Here is a 22014-nt window from a genome sequence, read left to right as displayed (position 1 = left end):
GAATGTGGGCTTTGACGGAACCTTAACGCGCCTTTGCGGTGTCTTTGCGCACGACGCCGGGCGCTCGCCGGGGCGGTTCGGTCACCGTTGCTTCACGGCCGGGTCCCGAGACCGGCTCCTCGTAACGGCTTTATTTCATTTCGGTGGATTTATTATCCTGACTCTTCTTCCCGCCCGGACCGAGGTGAGACGGTGGTCTCGTTAGACCTCGCAGCACCACCGCATCCCCGACGCTTCCACACCCCTCTGGAGAGCCATGCACCCCCACCGGCCCACCCATCGGCCCATCCTCACCCTCGCGGCAGCCGCACTTGCCCTCGCCCTCACGGGCTGCGGGGAGGTCGCGTCGCAGGGCGCCGCCACCCAGGCGCCCAGCGCGCAGCCGTCGGCCACCTCGGCCGCCCCCGCCAGCCCGGCGCCGTCGTCCGCGACCGACGCCAGCCGTCCCGCCGCCACCGCGACGGGGGAGGCGCCCGCCTCGACGGCCCCGTCCGCGGCCCTCTCCACGTTCACGTTCCCGGGCGGGCGCTTCTCGTTCGACCACCCGCAGGACTGGACGGTCGAGGGCTTCCATTCCGTGGACGCGCCGGTCACGACCGTGACGGCGACCGTCAAGGACCCTGCCGGGCGCACCATGGCCACGGTCTATATCGGCGGCCTCGCGGACATGGTGGCGGGCGGTGGCAGCCGGACGGTCTACGAGTCAGTCCCCGTCCCCGGCCTCGCCTCCCTGCCGGCCCCGCAGGCCCACGTCTCGTGGTTCCGCGAGGGAGACGGGGACTCGGCGCTCTACCACCTGCGACTCACCGCCGGGACGCCGGCCGCGACGCCGGACCCGGCCACGGAGCGGGTCGTCCAGACGCACGAGGGTGTCCTCGGCGCCGAGGCCGTGTGGGACGTGCCGCGGCCCTTCGCCTCGGAGGAAGCCGCGAAGGCGTGGTACGACTCGGACGAGGGGCGCCAGCTGCGCGCGCTCCTGCTCAGCCTCCGGGCCTCGTGAGGACCGCGGCCATGGCACGCACCCTGTCCTGGACGGCCGCGGCGCTCGCCGCGGCGGTCCTCGCTCTCGCCGGCTGCGGCGCGCCCTGGCCGGAGGCGACCGCACCCGCGTCCTCCGCGCCCGCGGGCGCCTCCGCCCCGGCCTCTGCGCCTTCCGGCGGCGACGCCGGGGCGACGCCCAGCCCCACGCCGTCGCCCGCGCTCAAGCTGCACAACTTCACGGCCCACCAGCTCGCCTTCCGCTATCCGGCGGGCTGGACCGTCACGAGCGAGCTGCACCCCATGGGCCCCGCGATGCGCGAGATCGCGACGCTGCGCACCGCGGACGGCACGGAGGTCCTGGGCGTCTTCCTGAACTGGACGCCGCAGGACGTGGGCTTTGAGGTCACGCGCTCCGTCCTCGACGCCGAGCCGGTCCCCGGCCTCGGGTCGGCCGCCGTCGAGCTGGGGCACTACGCGTTCTATGCGGAGACCCCGGCCGCCGGCTCTGCGGCCTCCGGCCTCGAGTACTTCATGACCATCTCGCCCGGACGGCCGATCGACGGACCCGGGCAGCGGCACGGGGGATTCGACAAGGGAGTGGTCCAGATCTCCAGCGGCTACGCCGTCGCTGCCGACGTCTCGCCCGCGCTCCTGGAGTTCGAGAGCCCGGAGGCGGCGCGGAAGTGGCTCGCCTCGCCGCTGGGCCAGCAGCTCAAGGAGGTCCTGCTGAGCCTGACGGTGTACTAGCCGGGACACATGCCTAAGTAAACAGTGGGTGCGTATTGGGAAACTTTGCTGTAGTGTGGCTCACAAGCACACACTCACCGCCACACTCAGGATGGTCATCTTGGAAGAGCTGCGCATCGAGGCCAACGGCAACCTCGGCCCCATCGATTCGTCCCGCATCCCGCGCTTCGCCGGCGCCGCCACGTTCGCCCGCCTCCCGCGCCTCGACCAGGTGCCCCGGGCGGACGTCGCGGTGGTCGGCGTCCCCTTCGACTCCGGGGTCTCCTACCGCCCGGGCGCGCGCTTCGGCGCGAACCACGTCCGCGAGGCGAGCCGCCTCCTGCGCCCGTACAACCCGGCCCTGGACCTCTCGCCGTTCGCCACCGCCCAGGTCGCCGACGCGGGGGACATGGCCGTGAACCCGTTCAACATCAACGAGGCCATCGAGACCATCCAGCAGAACGCCCTCGACCTCACGGCCGGCGGCGCGCGGCTGGTCACGCTCGGCGGCGACCACACGATCGCCCTGCCGCTCCTGCGCGCCGCGTCCGAGCGGGCCGGCGAGCCCGTCGCGCTCCTGCACTTCGACGCCCACCTCGACACGTGGGACACGTACTTCGGCGCCGAGTACACGCACGGCACGCCGTTCCGCCGTGCGGTCGAGGAGGGCATCCTCGACACCGAGGCCATCTCCCATGTCGGCACGCGAGGCCCGCTCTACGGCAAGAAGGACCTCGAGGACGACCGCCGCTTCGGCTTCGGCATCGTGACCTCCTCTGACGTCTACTACCAGGGCGTGCGCGAGATCGTCGAGAAGCTGCGCGACCGCATCGGCAGCCGCCCGCTGTACGTCTCGATCGACATCGACGTCCTCGACCCGGCGCATGCCCCCGGCACCGGCACCCCCGAGGCCGGCGGCATCACGAGCCGCGAGCTCCTCGAGATCCTGCGCGGTCTGCGCGGGCTCAATCTCGTCGGCGCCGACATCGTCGAGGTCTCCCCGGCCTACGACCACGCCGAGATCACGGGCGTCGCCGCGAGCCACGTGGCCTACGACCTCGTGTCGCTCATGAGCGAGCTGCCGAAGGCTTCTCCCACGGCCGGCGCCGAGCCTGGCACCGTCTCCGCCGCTGGCTCTGCCGCGGCACGGCGCACGACGGCGGTGGCCCAGTGAGCCCGGTGGAGTCGCCGGAGGCGCCCCGGACCGGGGAGGCCGAGGCGATCCGCGCGCACGAGGCGGGCGGCGCCGTCGTTCGCCCCGGCACCGGCGCCCAGCGCAACGGCGGCGACCTCGTCGTCGAGACGCTCGAGGCGCTCGGCGCGAAGACCGTCTTCGGCATCCCCGGCCAGCACGCGCTCGGGCTCTTCGACGCCATGGGCCGCGGGAACCTGCACTTCGTCTCGAGCAGGGTCGAGAACAACTCCGCGTTCGCCGCGGACGGGTACTCGCGCGCCACCGGCGAGGTCGGCGTCCTGTTCCTCTCGACCGGGCCCGGCGCGCTGACCTCCCTCGCGGGCCTCCAGGAGGCGTACGCGACGGGCGTGCCGATGGTCGTGATCGCGAGCCAGATCCCGCTCGAGGGGCTCGGCGCGCGGCGCAAGGGCATGCTGCACCAGCTCGACGACCAGAAGGCCTCGGCCGCGAACGTCACCAAGAGCCAGCGGCTCATCCAGCACGCCTCGGGCATCCCGAGCGCGATCCAGGACGCGTGGACCGAGGCGATCTCCTCGCCTCAGGGGCCCGTGTGGATCGAGATCCCGCAGAACGTGCTGCTGGACCCGATCGTCGTGCCGCCGGTCGAGGACGCGCTCGCGGTCGCGGCGGACAACCCGCCGCGCGTCGAGCTCGTCCGCGAGGCCGTGCGCTGGCTCGCCGAGGCCCGGCGCCCCGCGATCATCGCCGGCGGCGGCACCCGGCGCGGCCACGCCGAGAAGTCCCTCCTCTCGATCGCCGAGCGGCTGCGCGCCCCCGTCATCTGCACGCCGGGCGGCAACGGCGCCTTTCCGTGGGAGCACCCGCTCTCGCTCCAGTCGTGGATCGAGGACCGGCACATGACGGGGGTCCTCGAGGACGCCGACGTGCTCCTGGTCATCGGGTCCTCGCTCGGCGAGGTCACCTCGAACTACTTCACCTTCGAGCCCCGCGGCCGGATCATCCAGATCGACGCCGAGCCGCGGGTCCTCGAGTCCAACCGGCCCGGGCTCGGCATCCGCGCCGACGCCGGGCAGGCGCTGGAGGCGCTGGACGCGGCGCTCGAGGCCGCCCTCGCCGAGGCGCTCGGCGACCCGGCCGCCGCGGCACGCCCCGGCCCGGACTGGCACGGCGCGACGCCCGAGGAGATCGTCGCCGACGCGCTCGCGAAGGTCCGGTCCCGGCTCGAGTCCCAGGACCTGGCCAAGGAGCTGCGCTTCATGGCCGACCTCCGCGCCGCCGTGCCGGACGACATGCAGACGTTCTGGGACATGACGATCTCCGCCTACTGGGGCTGGAGCTGCTGGGACGCCCGGCGGGGCCAGTTCCACTCGGCCCAGGGCGCGGGCGGGCTCGGCTACGGCTTCCCGGCCGCGATCGGCGGCGCCGTGGGCCTCGCGACCGTGGGCCAGCCCGCCCGCGTGCTCGCCGTCTCGGGCGACGGCTCCGCGATGTACTCGATCAGCGAGCTCGCGACCGCGAAGCAGCACAACGTGCCGGTCACGTGGCTCATCGTGGACGACGGCGGGTACGGGATCCTGCGCGAGTACATGGTCGGGGCGTTCGGCCAGGCCACCGCGACCGAGCTCGCGCGGCCCGACTTCGTCGCGCTCGCCGAGGCCTTCGGCGTCCCGGCGCGGAAGGTCGCGCCCGAGGACGTGCGGGAGGCGCTCGAGGAGGGCTTCGCCGCGGACGGGCCGAACGTCGTCGTCGTCGAGACGCTCCTGAAGATGTTCGCCCCGACCCACGTGGAGCTCGAGCACTAGCCCCACCCGCCTCCGCAACGCCGCATCGCAACACGCCGCTATCCCGCCGGGATAGCGGCGTGTTGCGATGCGGCGTTGCGGGGTTTCCGGAGCGGGCTGGCCCGCGCGGGCCGGGAACCCGCCGTCGTGCGCGCGCCGGGGCAGCCAGCGGACAGCTCCTGTCCGCAGGCAGCCCGAATCGTCCTCAAGGCTGATGGTTCCCGGCGATCCCGGGACTACGCTGGACTCGCCCGCACCCCACTGGCGGTGCCGGCCCGACGCGAAGGACTTCGATGCTCCTCACCCTCATTCGGCGCTACAGCGCCCGCTACTGGGCGTGGATCCTGGCCGTCGTGGCGTTCCAGCTCGCCACGACGATCGCCACGCTCTACCTGCCCAGCATCAACGCCCAGATCATCGACCAGGGCGTGGCCCGCGGCGACACGGACTACATCTGGCGCCAGGGCGGCCTCATGCTCGGCGTGGCCATGGCCCAGGTCGCGACCGCGATCGCCGCCGTGTACTTCGGCTCGAAGACGGCGATGGCGTTCGGCCGCGACCTGCGCCAGGCCGTGTTCCGCAAGGTCACCTCGTTCTCGGCGCAGGAGGTGCAGTCCTTCGGCGCGCCGACGCTCATCACGCGCGGCACGAACGACGTCCAGCAGGTCCAGATGCTCCTGCTCATGGCGCTGAACTTCATGGTCTCGACGCCGATCATGTGCATCGGCGGCATCATCATGGCCCTGCGCGAGGACCTCGGCCTCTCGTGGCTCGTATGGGTCTCCGTGCCGGTCCTGTTCGGGATCGTCGGGTACCTCGTGTACCTGCTGCTGCCGCTCTTCCGCGGGATGCAGACCCGGATCGACGGGATCAACGGCGTGCTGCGCGAGCAGATCATGGGCATCCGCGTGGTCCGGGCCTTCGTGCGCGAGCCCTACGAGGAGGGCCGCTTCGCCGAGGCCAACCGGGCCCTGACGGAGGTCTCGCTCAAGGTCGGCGCCATCTTCGTGCTCATGTTCCCGATCATCATGATGCTCCTGCACCTCGCCACCGCCGCCGTGCTGTACTTCGGCGGGCAGCGCGTGGACGCCGGGCAGATGCAGGTCGGGGCGCTCACGGCGTTCCTGCAGTACCTCCTGCAGATCCTCATGGCCGTCATGATGGGCACCTTCATGGCCATGATGATCCCGCGCGCCGCCGTGTGCGCCGACCGCATCGGCGAGGTCCTCGGCGTCGTGCCAGCCATGAAGGCGCCCGCCGAGCCGCTCGTGCCCGCGCGGCGGGAGGGCGTCGTCGAGTTCCGCGACGTGTCCTTCCGCTACCCGGGCGCCGAGGCGCCGGTCCTGTCGGGACTGAGCTTCATGGCGCGGCCGGGGGAGACGCTCGCGATCGTCGGGTCCACCGGCTCGGGCAAGTCCACCCTGCTCTCGCTCATCCCCCGGCTCTACGACGCCGGCGGCGGTCAGGTGCTGCTCGACGGCGTGCCCGTGGACCGGATGCCGCGCTCCGAGATCACCTCGCGTGTGGCCATGGTGCCGCAGCGCCCGTACCTGTTCTCCGGCACGGTCGAGCACAACCTGCGCTTCGGCCGGCAGGACGCGTCCGACGGCGAGCTGTGGCAGGCGCTCGAGGTCGCCCAGGGTGCCGACTTCGTCCGCGAGAAGCCCGCGGGGCTCGGCGCGCGGATCGCCCAGGGCGGCACGAACGTCTCGGGCGGCCAGCGGCAGCGGCTGTGCATCGCCCGGGCCCTCGTCGCCAAGCCCGCCGTCTACCTCTTCGACGACTCCTTCTCTGCCCTCGACGTCGCGACCGACGCCAGGCTGCGCCGGGCCCTGCACGCGCACACGCGAGAGGCGACCGTGATCATCGTGGCCCAGCGCGTCTCGACGATCGTCGACGCCGACCAGATCCTCGTGCTCGACGGCGGGCGGATCGTGGACCGCGGCACGCACGAGGAGCTGCTCGAGACGAGCCCGACGTACCAGGAGATCGTGCAATCGCAGATCTCCGCCGAGGAAGTGGGGGAGATCGCGTGAGCCCTGGGAAGGTTGAGAAGAGGCCTCACCCGCAGCACGAGGACGAGCTCCTCGAGGAGGAGTATCGCCCCTCCGAGGCGGATGGCGGCGCGTTCGGGGCCATGCCCGCGAAGAAGGCCAAGAACTTCGGGCCGAGCGCGAAGCGGCTCATGGGCCTTCTGCGGCCCGAGCGCGCCCAGATGGCGGTCATCGTTGGCTTCATCCTCGTCTCGGTCGTGCTGACGGTCATCGCGCCGAAGGTCCTGGGCCAGGCCATGGACGTCATCTTCTCGGGCGCGATCGGCAAGCAGATGCCTGCCGGCGTCTCGAAGGAGCAGGTCGTTGAGGGCCTCCGGGCCCAGGGGCAGGGCAACTTCGCCGACATGCTTTCGGGCATGGACCTCGTGCCCGGGCAGGGGATCGACTTCCCCCGCCTGACGTTCCTCATCGCCGTCGTGCTGCTCATGTACTCGGTGGCCGGGGTGTTCATGTGGGCCCAGGGCTACCTCCTCAACCGGCTCGTCATGCGGGTGATCTACCGGCTGCGGCAGGACGTCGAGGCCAAGCTCAACCGGCTCCCGCTGGGCTACTTCGACACCCGGCAGCGCGGCGACGTGCTCTCCCGGGTGACCAACGACGTCGACAACATCCAGCAGGGCCTCCAGCAGGCGTTCTCGCAGCTGCTCTCCTCGGTCCTGCAGGTGCTCGGCATCGTCGTGATGATGTTCATCGTCTCGTGGCAGCTGGCCCTCATCGCCCTCATCGCGCTGCCGCTCTCGGGCGTCGTCGCGGGCGTGATCGGCGCGCGCAGCCAGAAGCTGTTCCAGGCGCAGTGGAAGAACACGGGCGCGCTCAACGGCCAGATCGAGGAGTCCTTCTCCGGCCACGACCTCGCGACCGTGTTCGGGCGCCAGGCCGACATGGTCGCCCGGTTCGACGACAAGAACGAGGAGCTGTACCGGGCCTCGTTCGGCGCGCAGTTCGTCTCCGGCATGATCTTCCCCATCATGAACTGGGTGAGCTACCTCGCCTACGTGGGCATCGCCGTCGTGGGCGGCCTGCGCGTCGCTGCCGGGCAGATGACGCTCGGCGACGCCACGGCGTTCATCCAGTACTCGCGCGAGTTCACCCAGCCGCTCGGGCAGATCGCCGGCATGGCCAACATGCTCCAGTCCGGCGTGGCCTCCGCCGAGCGGACCTTCGAGCTGCTCGACGCCGAGGAGGAAGAGCCCGAGGCCCCGACCCGGCACCTGCCCGAGGCCACGGACGGGCACGTCGACTTCGAGCACGTGACCTTCTCCTACTCGCCCGATCAGCCGCTCATCGAGGACCTCTCGCTCACGGCCGAGCCCGGGCACACGGTCGCGATCGTGGGGCCGACCGGCGCGGGCAAGACGACGCTCGTGAACCTCGTGATGCGCTTCTACGAGATCTCCTCGGGCCGGATCCTGCTCGACGGCGTGGACATCCGCGACCTCTCGCGGTCCGAGCTGCGCTCCAAGGTCGGAATGGTGCTCCAGGACGCGTGGCTCTTCGGCGGCACGATCTACGAGAACATCCGCTACGGCAACCTCGACGCGACCGAGGACGAGGTCATGGCCGCGGCCAAGGCCACCTACGTGGACCGGTTCGTGCGGGCGCTCCCGGACGGCTACCAGACGGTCATCGACGAGGAGGGCTCGAACATCTCCGCCGGCGAGAAGCAGCTCATCACGATCGCGCGGGCGTTCGTGTCCAACCCGTCGCTGCTGATCCTGGACGAGGCGACCTCGTCCGTGGACACGCGCACCGAACTGCTCGTGCAGAAGGCCATGCGGGCGCTGCGGACGGACAGGACGTCGTTCGTCATCGCCCACCGGCTCTCGACCATCCGGGACGCGGACACGATCCTCGTCATGGAGGCCGGGCGCATCGTCGAGCAGGGCAGCCACGAGGAGCTGCTCGCCCGAGGCGAGGCGTACCACCGGCTGTACATGAGCCAGTTCGCGGGCGGCCACGACATCGAGGCGGAGGAGGCGGCGGCCACGGCAGGAGGCGCGGCCGCGCCGGTGGCGAGCAACACCCCCGCGGCGCCGTAGCCCGGACCGGAGCCAGAAGGCCCTGGCCGAACATCGTGGGCATTGAAACTGCACCCTTCGAGGTGGACTATGGGGGAAGGCGGCTGGGAGCTCAAGAGAGGGGCTTCCCATGCATGCCACATCTCGTCGCAAAGGCCATCCGCGGTGGCGGGAAATGATCGCCGGTGCGGCTCTGGCGTTCCTGCTCGCAGTCATCCCGACCTCGGTACAGGGGACCAGCACGTCCAGTCCGCCCGCGTCAACGGGCTCCGGGGAGCCAGACGGTGGAGCGGTCGCCAACATAGGCAACTGGCCCGACCCCATGTAGAAGCATCCCTGGGTCTGGAAGGATTCGACCCAGCGGGAGGCGACCCCCGCCGGTTCACCTCACGGCAACCCGGCCGTCGTCGTGCGCTCGCTCCGGCTCCCTACCCTCGCGGGCATGGCACAGTCACCCGGACACATGACAGAGATCTCGCGCCGGCACCTCCTCGGGCTCGGCGCGGCGACGGCCGCCCTCACGGCGGGCCAGTCGCTCCTGCCGCCCTCCTTCCAGAAGGCCATGGCGCTCGAACCGGCCCCCGGCGGGCTCGCAGGGGTCAAGCATGTCGTGGTGTTCATGCAGGAGAACCGCTCGTTCGACCACTACTTCGGCACGCTCCGCGGCGTCGCGGGCTTCGGCGACCGGACTGTCCTGCCGCGGCGCAAGGGCGGGACCCTCTTCGAGCAGGACGGCGTCCTGCCCTTCCTCGTCCGGGAGGCCCGCGACGCGGGGGACAAGAGCATCGAGTACATCGCCTCCCTTCCGCACACCTGGCCCGACGGCCAAGAAGCCTGGAACGCCGGCTGGTGCGACAACTGGGTCAAGGCCAAGGGCCGGAGCACGATGGCCGCCTACGACCGCTCCGACATCCCCTTCCAGTTCGAGCTCGCGGACAAGTTCACGATCTGCGACGCGTACTTCTGCTCGATGAACGCCGGCACGAGCCCCAACCGCAACTACCTGGTGAGCGGCCTGAGCGGGTTCGAGCCGGGCAGTACGCAGCGCGCCGTCATGAACGACGCGTACGCGGCCTCGCACGCCGGCTACGACTGGAAGACCTACACCGAGCTCCTCACGGAGGCCGGGGTGTCGTGGCAGGTCATGCAGGAGTGGGACAACTACACCGACAACAACCTCGAGTTCTTCAGGCACTACAAGGACATCGCGCGCACGGTCCTGGCCGGCGTCGAGGGCGGCGCCTTCGGAGATCTCACAGAGTTCTACAACGCGGTGATCGCGGGCGACGGCGCGCGGCGGGCGAGCCTGCTCGCGCAGCTCGACGCTGCGGTCGCCACCCTGCCCGAGGGGCATCGGCTCGACTTCGAGCGGGCACTTCGCCGTGGGCCCGAGGGGAGCGTCGGCCGGCAGTTCCGCGACGCCGTCGCGAGCGGGACCCTCCCCGCCGTGACGCACATCGTCGCCTCCGCCGCCGACTCCGAGCACCCGAGTGTGTCCTCGCCGATCCAGAGCGCCAACCTCACCTACCAGATCCTCGAGGCGCTCGGGGACCACCCCGAGGTCTGGCGGGAGACCGTCTTCCTGCTCATGTTCGACGAGTACGACGGCTACTTCGACCACGTCCCGCAGCCGGTCCCGCCGGCGGGCACGGCCGACGAGTACTTCGAGGGACTGCCCGTGGGCCTCGGCCCGCGCGTGCCCATGTACGTCGTGTCCCCGTGGAGCGTGGGCGGCTACGTGTCCTCGGAGGTCTTCGACCACACGTCGGTGATCCGCTTCCTCGAGGAGTGGACGGGCGTGCGCACGGACCAGATCAGCGCCTGGCGCCGCGCCGCCGTCGGCGACCTCACCGGGACCATGGACTTCGCCGGGACGGCCGCCGCGGCGATGCCCCGCACCACGCAGCCGGGCCCCGTCCCGGCGTTCACGGGCCGCTGGATGCCCACGCCGCCGAAGGAGCAGGCGCTGCCCGTCCAGGAGCCGGGAACGCGTCTTGCCCGCGCGCTGCCGTACCGGCCCGAGGCGCACCTCCGGATCGAGGGCGGCACGGTGCGCGTCGACCTCTCCAACGCCGGAGAGCGCCCCGCCCACCTCGCCGTGTACGACTTCGCGGGCGGGCAGGAGAGGCCCGAGCACGCCGACGTCGCGCCGAGGAGCTCCCAGCGGTTCGAGCTCGCGGCGGGCAAGGAGTACAGCACCACCGTGACCGGCCCGAACCGCTTCCGCCGGGATGCGAGCGGACCGCTCGAGTCCGGGCTTCCGCTCGCCCAGGTCACGACGGGGCTGGACCACGGGCGGCGCCTCGTCACCGTCGCGATCTTCAACCCCAGGGCCAAGGCCATCCTCCTGCGGGTCCAGTCGGCCGGCGACGCCCAGGACCGGACGCTCAGCGTCTCGCCCGGGACGACCCACACGCTCATCGTCGACGCCGGCGTGCAGAACGGCTGGTACGACGTCGTCGTGACCGCTCCCGAGGTCCCCGCCTTCAGGTTCTGGGCCACGGGTCACCTGGAGAATGACCAGCCGAGCATCTCGAGCCCGTTCCGCCTCTGACTTGAGGCCCTCCGTTTCGATGGGGGATCGTCGGCTCGGCGGCGGCCACGCTAGACCGCCGAGTACCCGCCGTCGGCCGCGAGGACGGCCCCGACGACGAACGAGGCGGCGTAGGTCACCGCGGCCGAGCGGGTGAGGTTGGCGACGCCGGCCTTGGCGGCGGGCGTGCCGAACTCGGCCGCCGCGGCCTCCATGAGCCCGGCGACCGAGTCCTCGTCCGTGACATCCCATCCGTGCACACCCACACATGGGGACTTTCCTTCGAGCCGGCGGAGTGGCTGCATCGGGAGTCGCACCGTGGGATATGGCGCGGATCACCTCTTCCCGATCATCGGGAAATGGACGCTTGAGGGCAGCGTCCTCTTCCGCGTGCCGGCGTGCCATCGATCCCCGTTTCTCCGTGGCTCAAAGTTGGGCTGATTCCGACCAGAAAATGGCCAAAAGTAGGTCATGAGTGGGCTGGGCCCGAGCTGCCAATGACGTATGTGTCCACTGATGGTCACAACTGGTCATCAGCGACACGACTGTGGTCAGATGTGGCCGGACATGGCCCAGTTTCGGGTCGATGTGGGGATGTTCCGCACTATGGCTCTCGGGATCGAGAGCGAGCTGCTCGCGGAGTGAAGAGGGAGGGGCGCCGCCCATGGCAGGACGTTCGAAGGCAGACATACCGGCGAAGCCGCAGCCGCACCGTTTCCGGGTGAGTGTTCCCGCAGCCGACGAGGCTGTGGTGGCGTGGATGGAGCTGCAGGACAATCCGTCGCTGTCGGTGCGGATGCTGATCCGGGAGAGCATCGAGCGCCTCGGCTATGTCGACGTCGTGAATCGTCCCGTGAGCCAGCTCCCCGGGCGGGACCGCCCGGCAGGGCCGTCGGAAGAAGGGGGCTCGGTCCAGGAGGCGGCGGGGGCTGCTCCCGAGGCCCGCCCACAGCTTCCCGTCCCGGTCTCTGCACCGAGGCCCCGGGCCGCAGTGCCCCAGTCGGCGCCGGCCCCGTCTCCCTCCGGGCCGGAGGAGCCAAGGGGAGAGCCGCTTGATGTCAACGACATCTTCTCGATGACGCGGTAGCTCCTCGAACCCCCTCAGCACTACCGGCAGCACAGGCAAGCCCCACCCCGCACACTTTCCAGGAAGGGATTCTCCATGACCATTTCGACCCAACTCACGGGCGGCATCGACGTCGGCAACGGCTATGTCAAGGGCATCATCCGCGGTGCCGAGGACGACGGCGCCTTCACCATCGACGAGATCGACCTTCCCAGCGGCGTCGCCCTCGTCACCAGATCCAACGCTATGCCCACTGCCGACGGCGACGCCGGGGCGAAGATGGACGGCGACTTCTACAATGAGCTGGACGTCAGCTTCGCCTCCCCGCTCATCGGCGACCAGTACCGTCGCCTGTTCGGCACTCGTGCGCTGAGCGCCCAGGGCGCCTTCGACGAGTTCGACGTCGTCGGGCGCCGCAGCAAGGCCCAGCAGGAGCTGAGCAAGGTCCTGGTCATGGGGGCCTTCGCTGCCAAGGCGCTGCGCGACTACGTCCGCCAGAACGGCGCGCTGCCGCCGGCGGACGAGACGCTGAGCGTGCAGGCCCGCGTCGCCCTGGCGCTGCCGATCAACGAGTACATGGCCCACCGCACGAGCTATGCCGCCGAGTTCACCACCGGCACGCACACGGCCACCATCCACAACTTCGACACCCCAGTCACCGTGAACCTCCGCTTCGTGGACGTGCAGGTCATTCCCGAGGGTGCATCGGCCCAGTACGCGATCACCGTCAAGGGCGAGTCGCTGATGGACGCGATGCTGGCAGATGTGCGCCGCAGGGGAGTGGCGCTGGAGGGCATCACCTCCGCTGACGTGCTGGCAGCCCAGCACAGCGTCGGCATCGACATCGGCGAGGGCACCGTGAACTTCCCGGTGTTCACCGCCGGGAAGTTCAACGCGGACGCCTCGACCACCTACAAGAAGGGCTACGGCTCGGTGCTCACGGACGCTCTGAAGTCGATGGCCGACCGGGGCTTCGACTCGGGCTTCACCTCGCGCAAGCAGCTGGCCGAGTACCTGCAGGCGGGCCCCTCGCCGCTGAAGCGCAACTTCTACAACAAGGTCGCCCAGTTTGTGGAGGAGGAGATGCTGTTCTTCTCCAAGGAGGTCGCCGAGCAGTTCGGGCGCGTGCTGGCCGTCGTCGGCGCCACAACCGAGGTCGCCTACGTCTACGGCGGCGGCTCAGGTCCCGTGAAGGACTTCCTGTACCCGGCGCTGCTGGCCAAGGCGACCGAGATGAACAGCGAGGACGCCTTCCCCACGCTCTACCTGGATTCGTCCTACTCGCGTCACCTGAACCGGGAGGGCCTCTACATCGCGGCCTTGACCGTGGAGGATCGCGAGACCAGCGCTGCTCCCGCATCGACCACCCGCGGCAAGCGCAGCGCCCGAGTGGCCGATACGGAGGAAGGCAAGGAGCTCACTGCCGCTGCCGTGTGAGCCAGCGAAGAGATGGCCTTCCCGGACCGACCGGGAAGGCCATTTCTGTTGCACCCGTTCTCGAGCTCTCCCACCGAGGCCTCCCGGCCATCGCCGGGGTCTCCGGGGGTGTCCTTCTCAGTAGGGGCGCGCCGTCGTCGAGTCCGGCTCCGCGCCGAGTACGAAGTGGCGCCCCTCGACGTGCTCGGGCGTGATCTCGACGTAGATGTTCCTCAGCGCCGGGAGCCACGACTCGATGCCCACAGCCTCTGCGGCCTCGATCTCCGCCGAGGTCTCGAGCATCCTGGCCCTGCCCTTGACGACGACGCTCCAGGCCTCGTCGTCCGTCACGCCGTCCGCCTCGAAGGCCACGGTGGGGTCGATGACGAGCTCGGCGAGCTTCGTCCCCGGGATCGTGCGCACGTAGAGCTTCCCGTCGACTGCCTTGACGTTGATGGGCACGATGTCGAGCTCGCCGGCGGCATGGGTCGCCAGGCGGCCGTGCCTCGCGTGGGCCAGCAGCTCCCAGCTCTCGGCGTCGGTGAGGATGCGGACCGGATCGTCGTTGTCGTGATCGAACAGCATGGTGTTCCCCTCCCTGTCCCAGCCATCGTAGGCTCGCACCACGCCTGCCCGGTATGGATCTACGGCCCGTCCCGGTGGGGACACTTGTCCGTAACACTCCCGCCCTACGATCGGTATCCCAGAAGCCCGAACAAGGAGCGCCATGCGACTCAGCCCCCGCGAGCAGGAGAAGCTCATGATCGTCGTCGCCGCGGACCTCGCCCGGCGGCGGCAGGCCCGGGGACTCAAGCTCAACTACCCCGAGGCAGTGGCGATCATCAGCTACGAGCTCATCGAAGGGGCGCGCGACGGCCGGACCGTCGCGGAGCTCATGAGCTGGGGCACGACGATCCTCGCGCGCGAGGACGTCATGGACGGGGTGCCCGAGATGATCCACGACGTCCAGATCGAGGCCACGTTCCCCGACGGCACGAAACTCGTGACCGTCCACGAGCCGATCCGCTAGGAGCTGCGCGCATGGCACACACTTCAGGCACGGGGGGTCAGGTTCCCGGCCACGCCGTCCCGGGCCAGGTCATCCCGGCCCAGGGCGACATCGTGCTCAACGCAGGCCGTCCCGTGTCCGAGCTCGAGGTCACGAACACGGGGGACCGCCCCGTCCAGGTCGGCTCGCACTACCACTTCGCCGAGGCCAACAAGGCCCTCGCGTTCGACCGCGCCGCGGCGCGCGGGCGCCGCCTCGACATCCCCGCGGGGACGGCGGTGCGCTTCGAGCCCGGCGACGCCAAGACGGTCCGGCTCGTGCCGCTCGGCGGGGCGCGCGAGGTGTACGGCCTGCGCAACCTCACCAACGGCCCCCTCGACAAGCCCGCCGAGATGGGGGCCGGGGACGCCGAGATGGGGTCCCCGATCCCGAACCGGGCGATCCCCCGCGCCCAGTACGCCCAGCTCTACGGCCCGACGACGGGCGACCGGATCCGCCTTGGCGACACCGACCTGTGGGCAGAGGTCGAACGCGACCTGACGGTCTACGGCGAGGAGGTCGTGTTCGGCGGCGGCAAGGTCCTGCGCGACGGCATGGGCCAGAACGGGCGAGCGACGCGCGACGGCGGGACGGACGCCGCGGGCGGCCCGGCCGGCGTCGTGCGCGGGGAAGTCCCCGACACGGTGATCACGAACGCGCTCATCATCGACTACGCCGGGATCTACAAGGCGGACGTCGCGCTGCGCGACGGCCACATCCAGGCCATCGGCAAGGCGGGCAACCCGCTCGTGCAGGACGGCGTGGACATCGTCGTGGGCGCGGCGACCGAGATCATCGCGGGGGAGCGGAAGATCCTCACGGCCGGCGGGATCGACACCCACATCCACTTCATCCACCCCGACCAGGTGCCCGTCGCGCTCGCCTCGGGCGTGACGACGATGATCGGCGGCGGCACCGGCCCGGCCGAGGGCACGAAGGCGACGACGGTGACCCCGGGCGCGTGGCACATCCAGCGGATGCTCGAGGCCGCGGAGGGCCTTCCGGTCAACATCGGGCTCCTGGGGAAGGGGCACGCGTCCCGCACCGAGCCGCTCGCCGAGCAGATCGAGGCGGGAGCGATCGGGCTCAAGATCCACGAGGACTGGGGCGCGACGCACTCCTCGATCGACGCGTCCCTGCGCGTGGCCGACGAGTACGACGTCCAGATCGCGATCCACACCGACACCCTCAACGAGTGCGGCTTCCTCGAGGACACGGTCGCGGCGATCGGCGGCCGCGTCATCCACACCTTCCACACCGAGGGCGCGGGCGGCGGGCACGCGCCGGACATCATCGCGATCGCGGCCCACCCGAACGTCCTGCCGTCTTCGACCAACCCGACCATCCCGTACACGCGCAACACGGCCGAGGAGCACCTCGACATGCTCATGGTGTGCCACCACCTGAGCCCGCAGATCCCCGAGGACGTGGCCTTCGCCGACTCCCGCATCCGCCCCGAGACGATCGCCGCGGAGGACGTGCTGCACGATCTGGGCGTCTTCTCGATGATGTCCAGCGACTCGCAGGCCATGGGCCGCGTCGGGGAGGTCATCACGCGCACGTGGCAGCTCGCCGACGCGATGAAGGCGCGGCGCGGGGTGCTGGCCCCGGACGACGGCGGGGAGTCGCCCGCGGCCGACAACTTCCGGATCAAGCGGTACGTCGCGAAGTACACGATCAACCCGGCCCTCGCGCAGGGCATCGCGGACACGGTGGGCTCGGTCGAGGTGGGCAAGTTCGCGGACCTCGTGCTGTGGGACCCGGCGTTCTTCGGCGTCAAGCCGGACCTCGTGATCAAGGGCGGCACGATCGCCGGCTCCGTCATGGGCGACCCCGGCGCCTCGATCCCGACGCCGCAGCCGCAGACGCTCCGGATGGCCTTCGGCTCGTACGGGCGGAGCCTGCAGGGTTCCTCGATCACGTTCCTGCCGAAGGCCGCGATCGAGGCCGGCGTGCCCGAGCGGCTCGGGCTGCGCAAGCAGATCCGCGCCGTCGGCGGCATCCGCACGCTCACCAAGGCGGACCTGCCGTTCAACGCCGCCATGCCCTCGATCGAGGTGGACCCCGAGACCTACGAAGTCCGCGTCGACGGCGAGCTCGCCACGTGCGAGCCGGCCGAGTCCCTGCCCCTCGCCCAGCGCTACTTCCTCTTCTGATCCCCTCTTCCTCCCCTCTCCTTCCTCCGGAGGCTGCCATGATCGTCACCGAAATCCTCGGCAACCTGCACGACGACGGCGCTGCCGCCGCCTACGCGGGCCGGCACCGCGAGCGGGTGGTCCTGCCGAGCGCGGACCTGGCCAAGCGGATCCAGCGGGTCCGCACCGACCACGGCACCGAGCTGGGGATCCGGCTGCCCGCAGGCTCGCCGGACCTGCGCGACGGGGACATCCTCGCCGCGCGAGAGCCGGGGGAGGGGACGCGCGGGAACGTCGTCGTGGTCTCGGTGGAGGGCACGGACGTGCTCGTCATCGCGCCCCGGACCATCGGCGAGGCGCTCTTCACCGCCCACTCGCTCGGGAACCGGCACCTCCAGGCGCAGTTCTTCGGCGCGGGGAGCGAGTTCGCGGGCGCCTCAGGCCAGGACGTCATGGTGTGCCAGTTCGACCACACGGTCGCGGACTTCCTCGACGCCCACGGCGTCCCGTACCGGCGCGAGGAGCGGGTCATGGCCGTGCCGTTCCGCCACGCGTCCCACACGCACTAGCCATGTCGCACACCTCTCTCTCCGGCCTTCTCCAGCTCACCGACTCGGCCCTGCCGACCGGCGCGTTCAGCCACTCCTTCGGGCTCGAGGCGTACCTCGAGTCCGGGGAGGTGCACGACGAGGCGACCCTCCTGGCCTGGCTCGAGGGCTTCCTCGCGACCCAGCTCACCCACACCGACGCGGTCGCGGTGCGCCGCGCGGCCCGCCTCGCCGAAATGGGGGCCTGTGACGCCGAGGTGGGGTCCTGTGCCGCCGAAATGGGGTCGTGTGACGCCGAGGTGGGGGCCTGTGACGCCGAGGTGGGGTCCCCTGTTGGCCCCGACCTTGCGGTTCGAGGCCCCCAATTCGCGGTGCAGGACCCCCATTTCGCGGTTCGAGGCCCCCATTTCGCGCTCCCAAACCCCCATTTCGCGATCCAGAACCCCCATCTCGGCGACCTCGACGACGCCGCAGGGCTCGACGCCCTCCGCGCCCTCGACGTCGAGCTCACCGCCCTCCTCGTCCCCGCCCAGATCCGGCAGGCGAGCCTCCGCATGGGCCGGCGCCTCCTCGAGATCGCCGCGGAGAACTTCGCGTCCGATGCCGTGGCCTCCTACGCCGCCGACGTCGCCGCGGGCACGTGCGCGGGCCACTACCCGATCGCGTTCGCGCTCGCGGGCGCGGGCCAGGGGATTGACGAGGAGACGCTCGTCGAGGCCTACCTCTACTCGACGCTGACGTCCCTCACGCAGAACGCCGTCCGCGCCATCCCCCTCGGTCAGCTCGCCGGCCAGCGCGTCCTCGGCGGGCTGCGCGCCCACGTGCCCGCCGCCGTCGTCCGCTCCCGCGCCGCCGACCCGCGGCACTTCGGCGCCGCGGCACCCGCCCTCGAGATCCACCAGATGCGGCACGAGCACCAGCGCGCCCGCATGTTCGCCAGCTAGGAGAAGAGCATGAGCGATCCCGTCATCATCGGCATCGGCGGCCCCGTCGGCGCCGGGAAGACCCAGCTCGTCGAGCGCGTCACGCGCGCGCTCATCGGCGAGCTGTCCATGGCCGCCATCACGAACGACATCTACACGATCGAGGACGCCAAGATCCTCGCCCGCAACGGCGTGCTGCCCGAGGACAGGATCGTCGGCGTCGAGACCGGCGGCTGCCCGCACACCGCGATCCGGGAGGACACCTCGATGAACACTGCCGCGATCGAGGAGCTCAGGGCCCGGCACCCGGACCTGCAGCTCATCTTCGTCGAGTCCGGCGGGGACAACCTCTCGGCCACGTTCAGCCCCGAGCTCGTGGACTTCTCCATCTACGTCATCGACGTCGCCCAGGGCGAGAAGATCCCCCGCAAGGCCGGGCAGGGCATGATCAAGAGCGACCTGCTCGTGATCAACAAGACCGACCTCGCCCCGCACGTCGGCGCGGACCTCACCGTCATGGAGCGGGACTCGAAGTCCTTCCGCGGCGAGAGGCCGTTCTGCTTCACGAACCTCAAGACCGACGAGGGCCTGGACTACGTGCTCGAGTGGATCCGCCGCGACGTGCTCCTGACGGGCCTCGCGTGACGGCGCGAGCCGAGCCCCGCGTGCGTTCCGGCCCCGGGGAGCCCACGACGGCGGGGCCCCGCCTCACCGGGCAGCTGCGGCTCGGCCTCGAGCTGCGCGCCGGCCGCACGGTCGCGGCCCGCCAGTTCCACGAGGGCGCCCTGCGGGTGCTCCGCGCGCTGTACCCGGACGGCACGGGGCAGCCCATGCTGACGGTCGTGAATCCCGGCGGCGGGTACCTCGGCGGGGACACGTACGCGACGGAGGTCGCCCTCGGCCCCGGTGCCTCCGCCCTGCTCACCACGCAGTCCGCGACCAAGGTCTACCGCACGCCCCAGGGCCCTGCCCGCGCGGTGCTGCGCCTGAGCCTCGGCCCGGGCTCCCGGCTCGAGTCCGTCCCCGACGCGCTCATCGCCTACCGCGGCGCGGCCTACCGCCAGGACACCGAGGTGGCCATGGCCCCGGACGCCTCCCTGGCCCTCGCCGACGTCGTGACCCACGGCTGGTCGCCCGACGGCGAGCCGTTCCGCTTCGACGAGGTCTTCCTGCGCACGCGCGTGGCCGTGGACGGCCGGCTCGCCGTCGCGGACAACCTCGTCGTGCGCCCGGCCGACGGCGGCACCGCCCGCCTCATGCTCGCCGGCCGCAGCCACCTCGGCTCGCTCCTCGTCGTCGACCCCCGCGCCGACGACGCGGCCGTCGCCGCCCTGCGCTCCCACCTCGGCATCGATGCCGCGCCGGGCGCGGGCGCCACCGCGCACGACGGCGCGCGCTCGCCGCGTGTGGTTGCGGCGCACGACGGCGCGCGCTCGCCTCGGAGGGGAACAGCGCCGCTCGCGGGCATCACCCGCCTCGCCGTCCCCGGCTTCGCCCTGAGGGTCCTCGCGGACTCGACCCAGTCCGCCGAGGCCGTCCTGCACGCCGCCCTGAACTGGATGCGGTCCGCGTGGCACGGCCAGGGCCCGCTCGACACAAGGAAGCCCTGATGACCCTCCCCGCCGGCCTCGGCGCCCTGGACGGGCTGTCCGCCCGGATCGAGCGCGCGCCCTGGCGGCGCCGCGCCGCCGGGGCGCTCGCCGTCGTCGTCCTCCTCCACGCCGTGGCGGGCGCCCTCCTCGCCGCGGTGCCCGCCGGGCACGCCGCGACGGTGCTGGCGCTCGCCGGGGTGGCCTACCTCGCCGGCGTCAAGCACTCATACGACTGGGACCACCTCGCCGCGATCGACAACTCGAGCCGCCGGTTCGCCGCGCGCGGCCAGGACCCCGTGGGCGTGGGACTCGCGTTCAGCCTCGGGCACTCGAGCGTCGTCGTTGCCGCCGCGGCGCTCGTCCTCGCGGGCGTCGGTGCCGTGGGCACGGCCTTCGAGGAGGGGTCGGCGGTGTCGGCGGCCCTCGGCGGGGTCGGCGCCGGCGTCTCGGGGGGCTTCCTGCTGGCCCTCGGCCTCGCGAACCTCGCCGCGTTCGCCGCCGCGTCCCGCGCCGCGCGCCGCCACCGCCGCGGCGCCGCCCTGACCAAGGAGGACTTGGAGCCCCGCGGCATCCTCGCGCGGCTCCTCGACCGGCCCCTCGGCCTCGTCCGCCGCCCGCGGGACATCTACGTGGTCGGGTTCCTGTTCGGGCTCGGCTTCGACACGGCCACGACCGTCGGCCTCCTCGTCGCCGCGGCGGCCGCCGTGCTCGCCGGCGTCCCGGCCGGGGCGCTGCTCGCGGTGCCGTTCGCGTTCGCCGGGGCCATGACCCTGTGCGACACGGCGAACGGGATCGCCATGATGCGGCTCTACCGGCGGGCCCTGGCCGTGCCGGGCCGGCGCATCGCGTTCAACCTTCTTATCACGGGCATGTCCGCGGCCTCGGCCCTGCTCGTCGCGGTCCTGACAATGGCCGGTCTTGCGCGCGAGCTGCTCGGGCTGAGCGATCCGCTCACGGGGTTCCTCGCCGCCGTCGACCTCGGCGACGCCGGCCTGCTCCTCGCCGCGGCGTTCGGCACCGCGTGGCTGCTCGCGGTCGCGGCGGAGCGGCTGCGACGGCCCTCGGCGGAGGCGCCGTCCCGGACATAGACTGGAGGGGCCCTCGCTGGCCGACGTACCGGCCCTCCGGCGGCCGGGCGCGAACCTCCCGAACGGCCGCGAGCCGGTAGGAGGAACAGCCATGGATCCGACTCAGCACGCCGACGGCCCCCTGCACGCCGAACACGCCGCGCTCCTCCGCTGGACGGCCGTGGCCATGATCGCGGGCGGCGCGATCATGGTGCTCTTCGAATTGGGCCGGGTCCTGACCGGCGATTCCAGTGCCTACAGCCGCGCGGCCGGGATCGTCGTCGCCCTCGGCCAGCTCGGCATCGCCGCCGGCTGCGCGGGCCTGTGGCTGCACCATTCTTTCGGCGGCAGCGTCCTGGCCCGCACCGGGCTCGCGCTCGCGATGGTCGGCCTCGTGCTCTATGCCACGGGCAATGCCGTGGAGCCGTTTGCGCCCACCGTCTGGTGGCCGTTCGCCGCCGCGACCCTGCTGATTCCCCTCGGCTTCATCCTGGCCGGCGTGGCCGCCGTCCGCGCGCACGTGTGGGACGGATGGGCCAGGTACCTGCCGCTCGCCGTGGGCGTCTACCCCGTCCTGGCCGTCTATCCGTGGCTCGCCATGACCGGCGCCGCGGACGGCTCGTGGATCGGGACTACGGTCGTGGCGGTGTGGGGCCTGCTCTTCGCGGTCACCGGGTGGGTCGAGCTCGCGCACGTCGAGCACCGCACAACGGCGGCCGCCCACGCCCGCGCCGACGCCCGCCGGGGCCGCGGACGCCGGCACCCATGACGGCCCCCGAGCGTAACCGCGATTAAACAGCGAGGACACCCCCGCGCAAGTTCGCCTTCGTAGGCTGAAGCCATCGGTCCGGAGGGGATGGCCAGCCAGAGAGCGTTGGGTCCTGCGGGAACGGACCACACGAAGCCAGCCGCGGGGCTGGCGCCGGCGGGGCACGTAGCGTCCCGGGTGGTGTCCCGCGGCACCGGGAGT

19 protein-coding genes and 1 pseudogene are annotated in these 22014 nt (G+C 71.5%); 18 read left to right on the top strand and 2 right to left on the bottom strand.

The window, feature by feature from the left end; genetic code table 11:
• Positions 1-256 precede the first annotated feature (256 nt).
• From BV907_RS18970 to BV907_RS15940, 7 genes are all read left to right on the top strand, one after another.
• Complete coding sequence (locus tag BV907_RS18970) at positions 257-1000, top strand: hypothetical protein (protein WP_077490726.1); 744 nt, start codon at positions 257-259, stop codon at positions 998-1000.
• An 11-nt stretch (positions 1001-1011) separates the two neighbouring features.
• Entirely contained in the window at positions 1012-1728 is a 717-nt protein-coding gene (locus BV907_RS15965) for a hypothetical protein (RefSeq protein WP_077490725.1), read from the top strand.
• Positions 1729-1828: 100 nt separating this feature from the next.
• Complete coding sequence (speB, locus tag BV907_RS15960; RefSeq protein ID WP_077490724.1) at positions 1829-2881, top strand: agmatinase; 1053 nt, start codon at positions 1829-1831, stop codon at positions 2879-2881.
• A gap of 47 nt (positions 2882-2928) precedes the next feature.
• Positions 2929-4665: a thiamine pyrophosphate-binding protein gene (locus BV907_RS15955; protein ID WP_077490767.1), complete on the top strand. Its 1737-nt coding sequence runs from the start codon at positions 2929-2931 to the stop codon at positions 4663-4665.
• Positions 4666-4937: 272 nt separating this feature from the next.
• Positions 4938-6680, top strand: a complete 1743-nt coding sequence (locus tag BV907_RS15950) for an ABC transporter ATP-binding protein (RefSeq protein WP_077490723.1) — start codon at positions 4938-4940, stop codon at positions 6678-6680.
• Positions 6681-6781: 101 nt separating this feature from the next.
• The gene (locus tag BV907_RS15945) at positions 6782-8737 is read left to right on the top strand and encodes an ABC transporter ATP-binding protein (RefSeq protein WP_175637498.1); all 1956 of its coding nucleotides are present in this window, start codon (positions 6782-6784) and stop codon (positions 8735-8737) included.
• 421 nt (positions 8738-9158) lie between these two features.
• Complete coding sequence (locus BV907_RS15940; protein ID WP_217697957.1) at positions 9159-11270, top strand: phosphocholine-specific phospholipase C; 2112 nt, start codon at positions 9159-9161, stop codon at positions 11268-11270.
• A gap of 50 nt (positions 11271-11320) precedes the next feature.
• Here the strand turns inward: BV907_RS15940 and BV907_RS15935 are convergent, their stop codons facing one another.
• The gene (locus BV907_RS15935; protein WP_139346829.1) at positions 11321-11515 is read right to left on the bottom strand and encodes a hypothetical protein; all 195 of its coding nucleotides are present in this window, start codon (positions 11513-11515) and stop codon (positions 11321-11323) included.
• Positions 11516-11970: 455 nt separating this feature from the next.
• Here BV907_RS15935 and BV907_RS15930 point away from each other — a divergent pair, with 455 nt between their 5' ends.
• Positions 11971-12336 (top strand): hypothetical protein, encoded by a 366-nt coding sequence (locus BV907_RS15930; protein WP_139346828.1) that lies wholly within the window; start codon positions 11971-11973, stop codon positions 12334-12336.
• Between the two features lie 75 nt (positions 12337-12411).
• Positions 12412-13752 (top strand): ParM/StbA family protein, encoded by a 1341-nt coding sequence (locus BV907_RS15925; RefSeq protein WP_077490719.1) that lies wholly within the window; start codon positions 12412-12414, stop codon positions 13750-13752.
• 117 nt (positions 13753-13869) lie between these two features.
• Here BV907_RS15925 and BV907_RS15920 read toward each other — a convergent pair whose 3' ends face one another.
• Entirely contained in the window at positions 13870-14316 is a 447-nt protein-coding gene (locus BV907_RS15920) for a pyridoxamine 5'-phosphate oxidase family protein (protein ID WP_077490718.1), read from the bottom strand.
• Between the two features lie 142 nt (positions 14317-14458).
• Here BV907_RS15920 and BV907_RS15915 point away from each other — a divergent pair, with 142 nt between their 5' ends.
• From BV907_RS15915 to BV907_RS15880, 9 genes and pseudogenes are all read left to right on the top strand, one after another.
• Entirely contained in the window at positions 14459-14761 is a 303-nt protein-coding gene (locus BV907_RS15915; RefSeq protein ID WP_077490717.1) for an urease subunit gamma, read from the top strand.
• An 11-nt stretch (positions 14762-14772) separates the two neighbouring features.
• Positions 14773-16935 (top strand): urease subunit alpha, encoded by a 2163-nt coding sequence (gene ureC / locus BV907_RS15910; RefSeq protein WP_077490716.1) that lies wholly within the window; start codon positions 14773-14775, stop codon positions 16933-16935.
• 38 nt (positions 16936-16973) lie between these two features.
• Positions 16974-17483: an urease accessory protein UreE gene (gene ureE / locus BV907_RS15905; RefSeq protein ID WP_077490715.1), complete on the top strand. Its 510-nt coding sequence runs from the start codon at positions 16974-16976 to the stop codon at positions 17481-17483.
• A gap of 2 nt (positions 17484-17485) precedes the next feature.
• Positions 17486-17701 (top strand): annotated as a pseudogene (locus tag BV907_RS19425) (urease accessory protein UreF); the annotation flags it as partial.
• Positions 17699-18406, top strand: coding sequence for an urease accessory protein UreF (locus BV907_RS18965; protein WP_342745570.1), 708 nt, complete (start codon positions 17699-17701; stop codon positions 18404-18406). The pseudogene BV907_RS19425 and the gene BV907_RS18965, both read left to right, overlap by 3 nt.
• A 9-nt stretch (positions 18407-18415) precedes the next feature.
• Positions 18416-19030, top strand: coding sequence for an urease accessory protein UreG (gene ureG, locus BV907_RS15895; protein ID WP_077490713.1), 615 nt, complete (start codon positions 18416-18418; stop codon positions 19028-19030).
• Complete coding sequence (locus tag BV907_RS15890) at positions 19027-19995, top strand: urease accessory protein UreD (RefSeq protein ID WP_245828027.1); 969 nt, start codon at positions 19027-19029, stop codon at positions 19993-19995. Before ureG ends, BV907_RS15890 begins: the two co-directional genes overlap by 4 nt.
• Positions 19995-21065 (top strand): HoxN/HupN/NixA family nickel/cobalt transporter, encoded by a 1071-nt coding sequence (locus tag BV907_RS15885; RefSeq protein ID WP_077490712.1) that lies wholly within the window; start codon positions 19995-19997, stop codon positions 21063-21065. The genes BV907_RS15890 and BV907_RS15885 overlap by 1 nt, the downstream gene beginning before the upstream one ends.
• 91 nt (positions 21066-21156) lie before the next feature.
• The gene (locus BV907_RS15880; RefSeq protein ID WP_077490711.1) at positions 21157-21813 is read left to right on the top strand and encodes a hypothetical protein; all 657 of its coding nucleotides are present in this window, start codon (positions 21157-21159) and stop codon (positions 21811-21813) included.
• Positions 21814-22014 lie beyond the last annotated feature (201 nt).

The sequence above is a fragment of the Sinomonas mesophila genome (genome assembly GCF_001999765.1).
Taxonomy (GTDB): Bacteria; Actinomycetota; Actinomycetes; order Actinomycetales; family Micrococcaceae; genus Sinomonas; species Sinomonas mesophila.
This window is presented reverse-complemented; position numbering and strand designations above follow the sequence as displayed.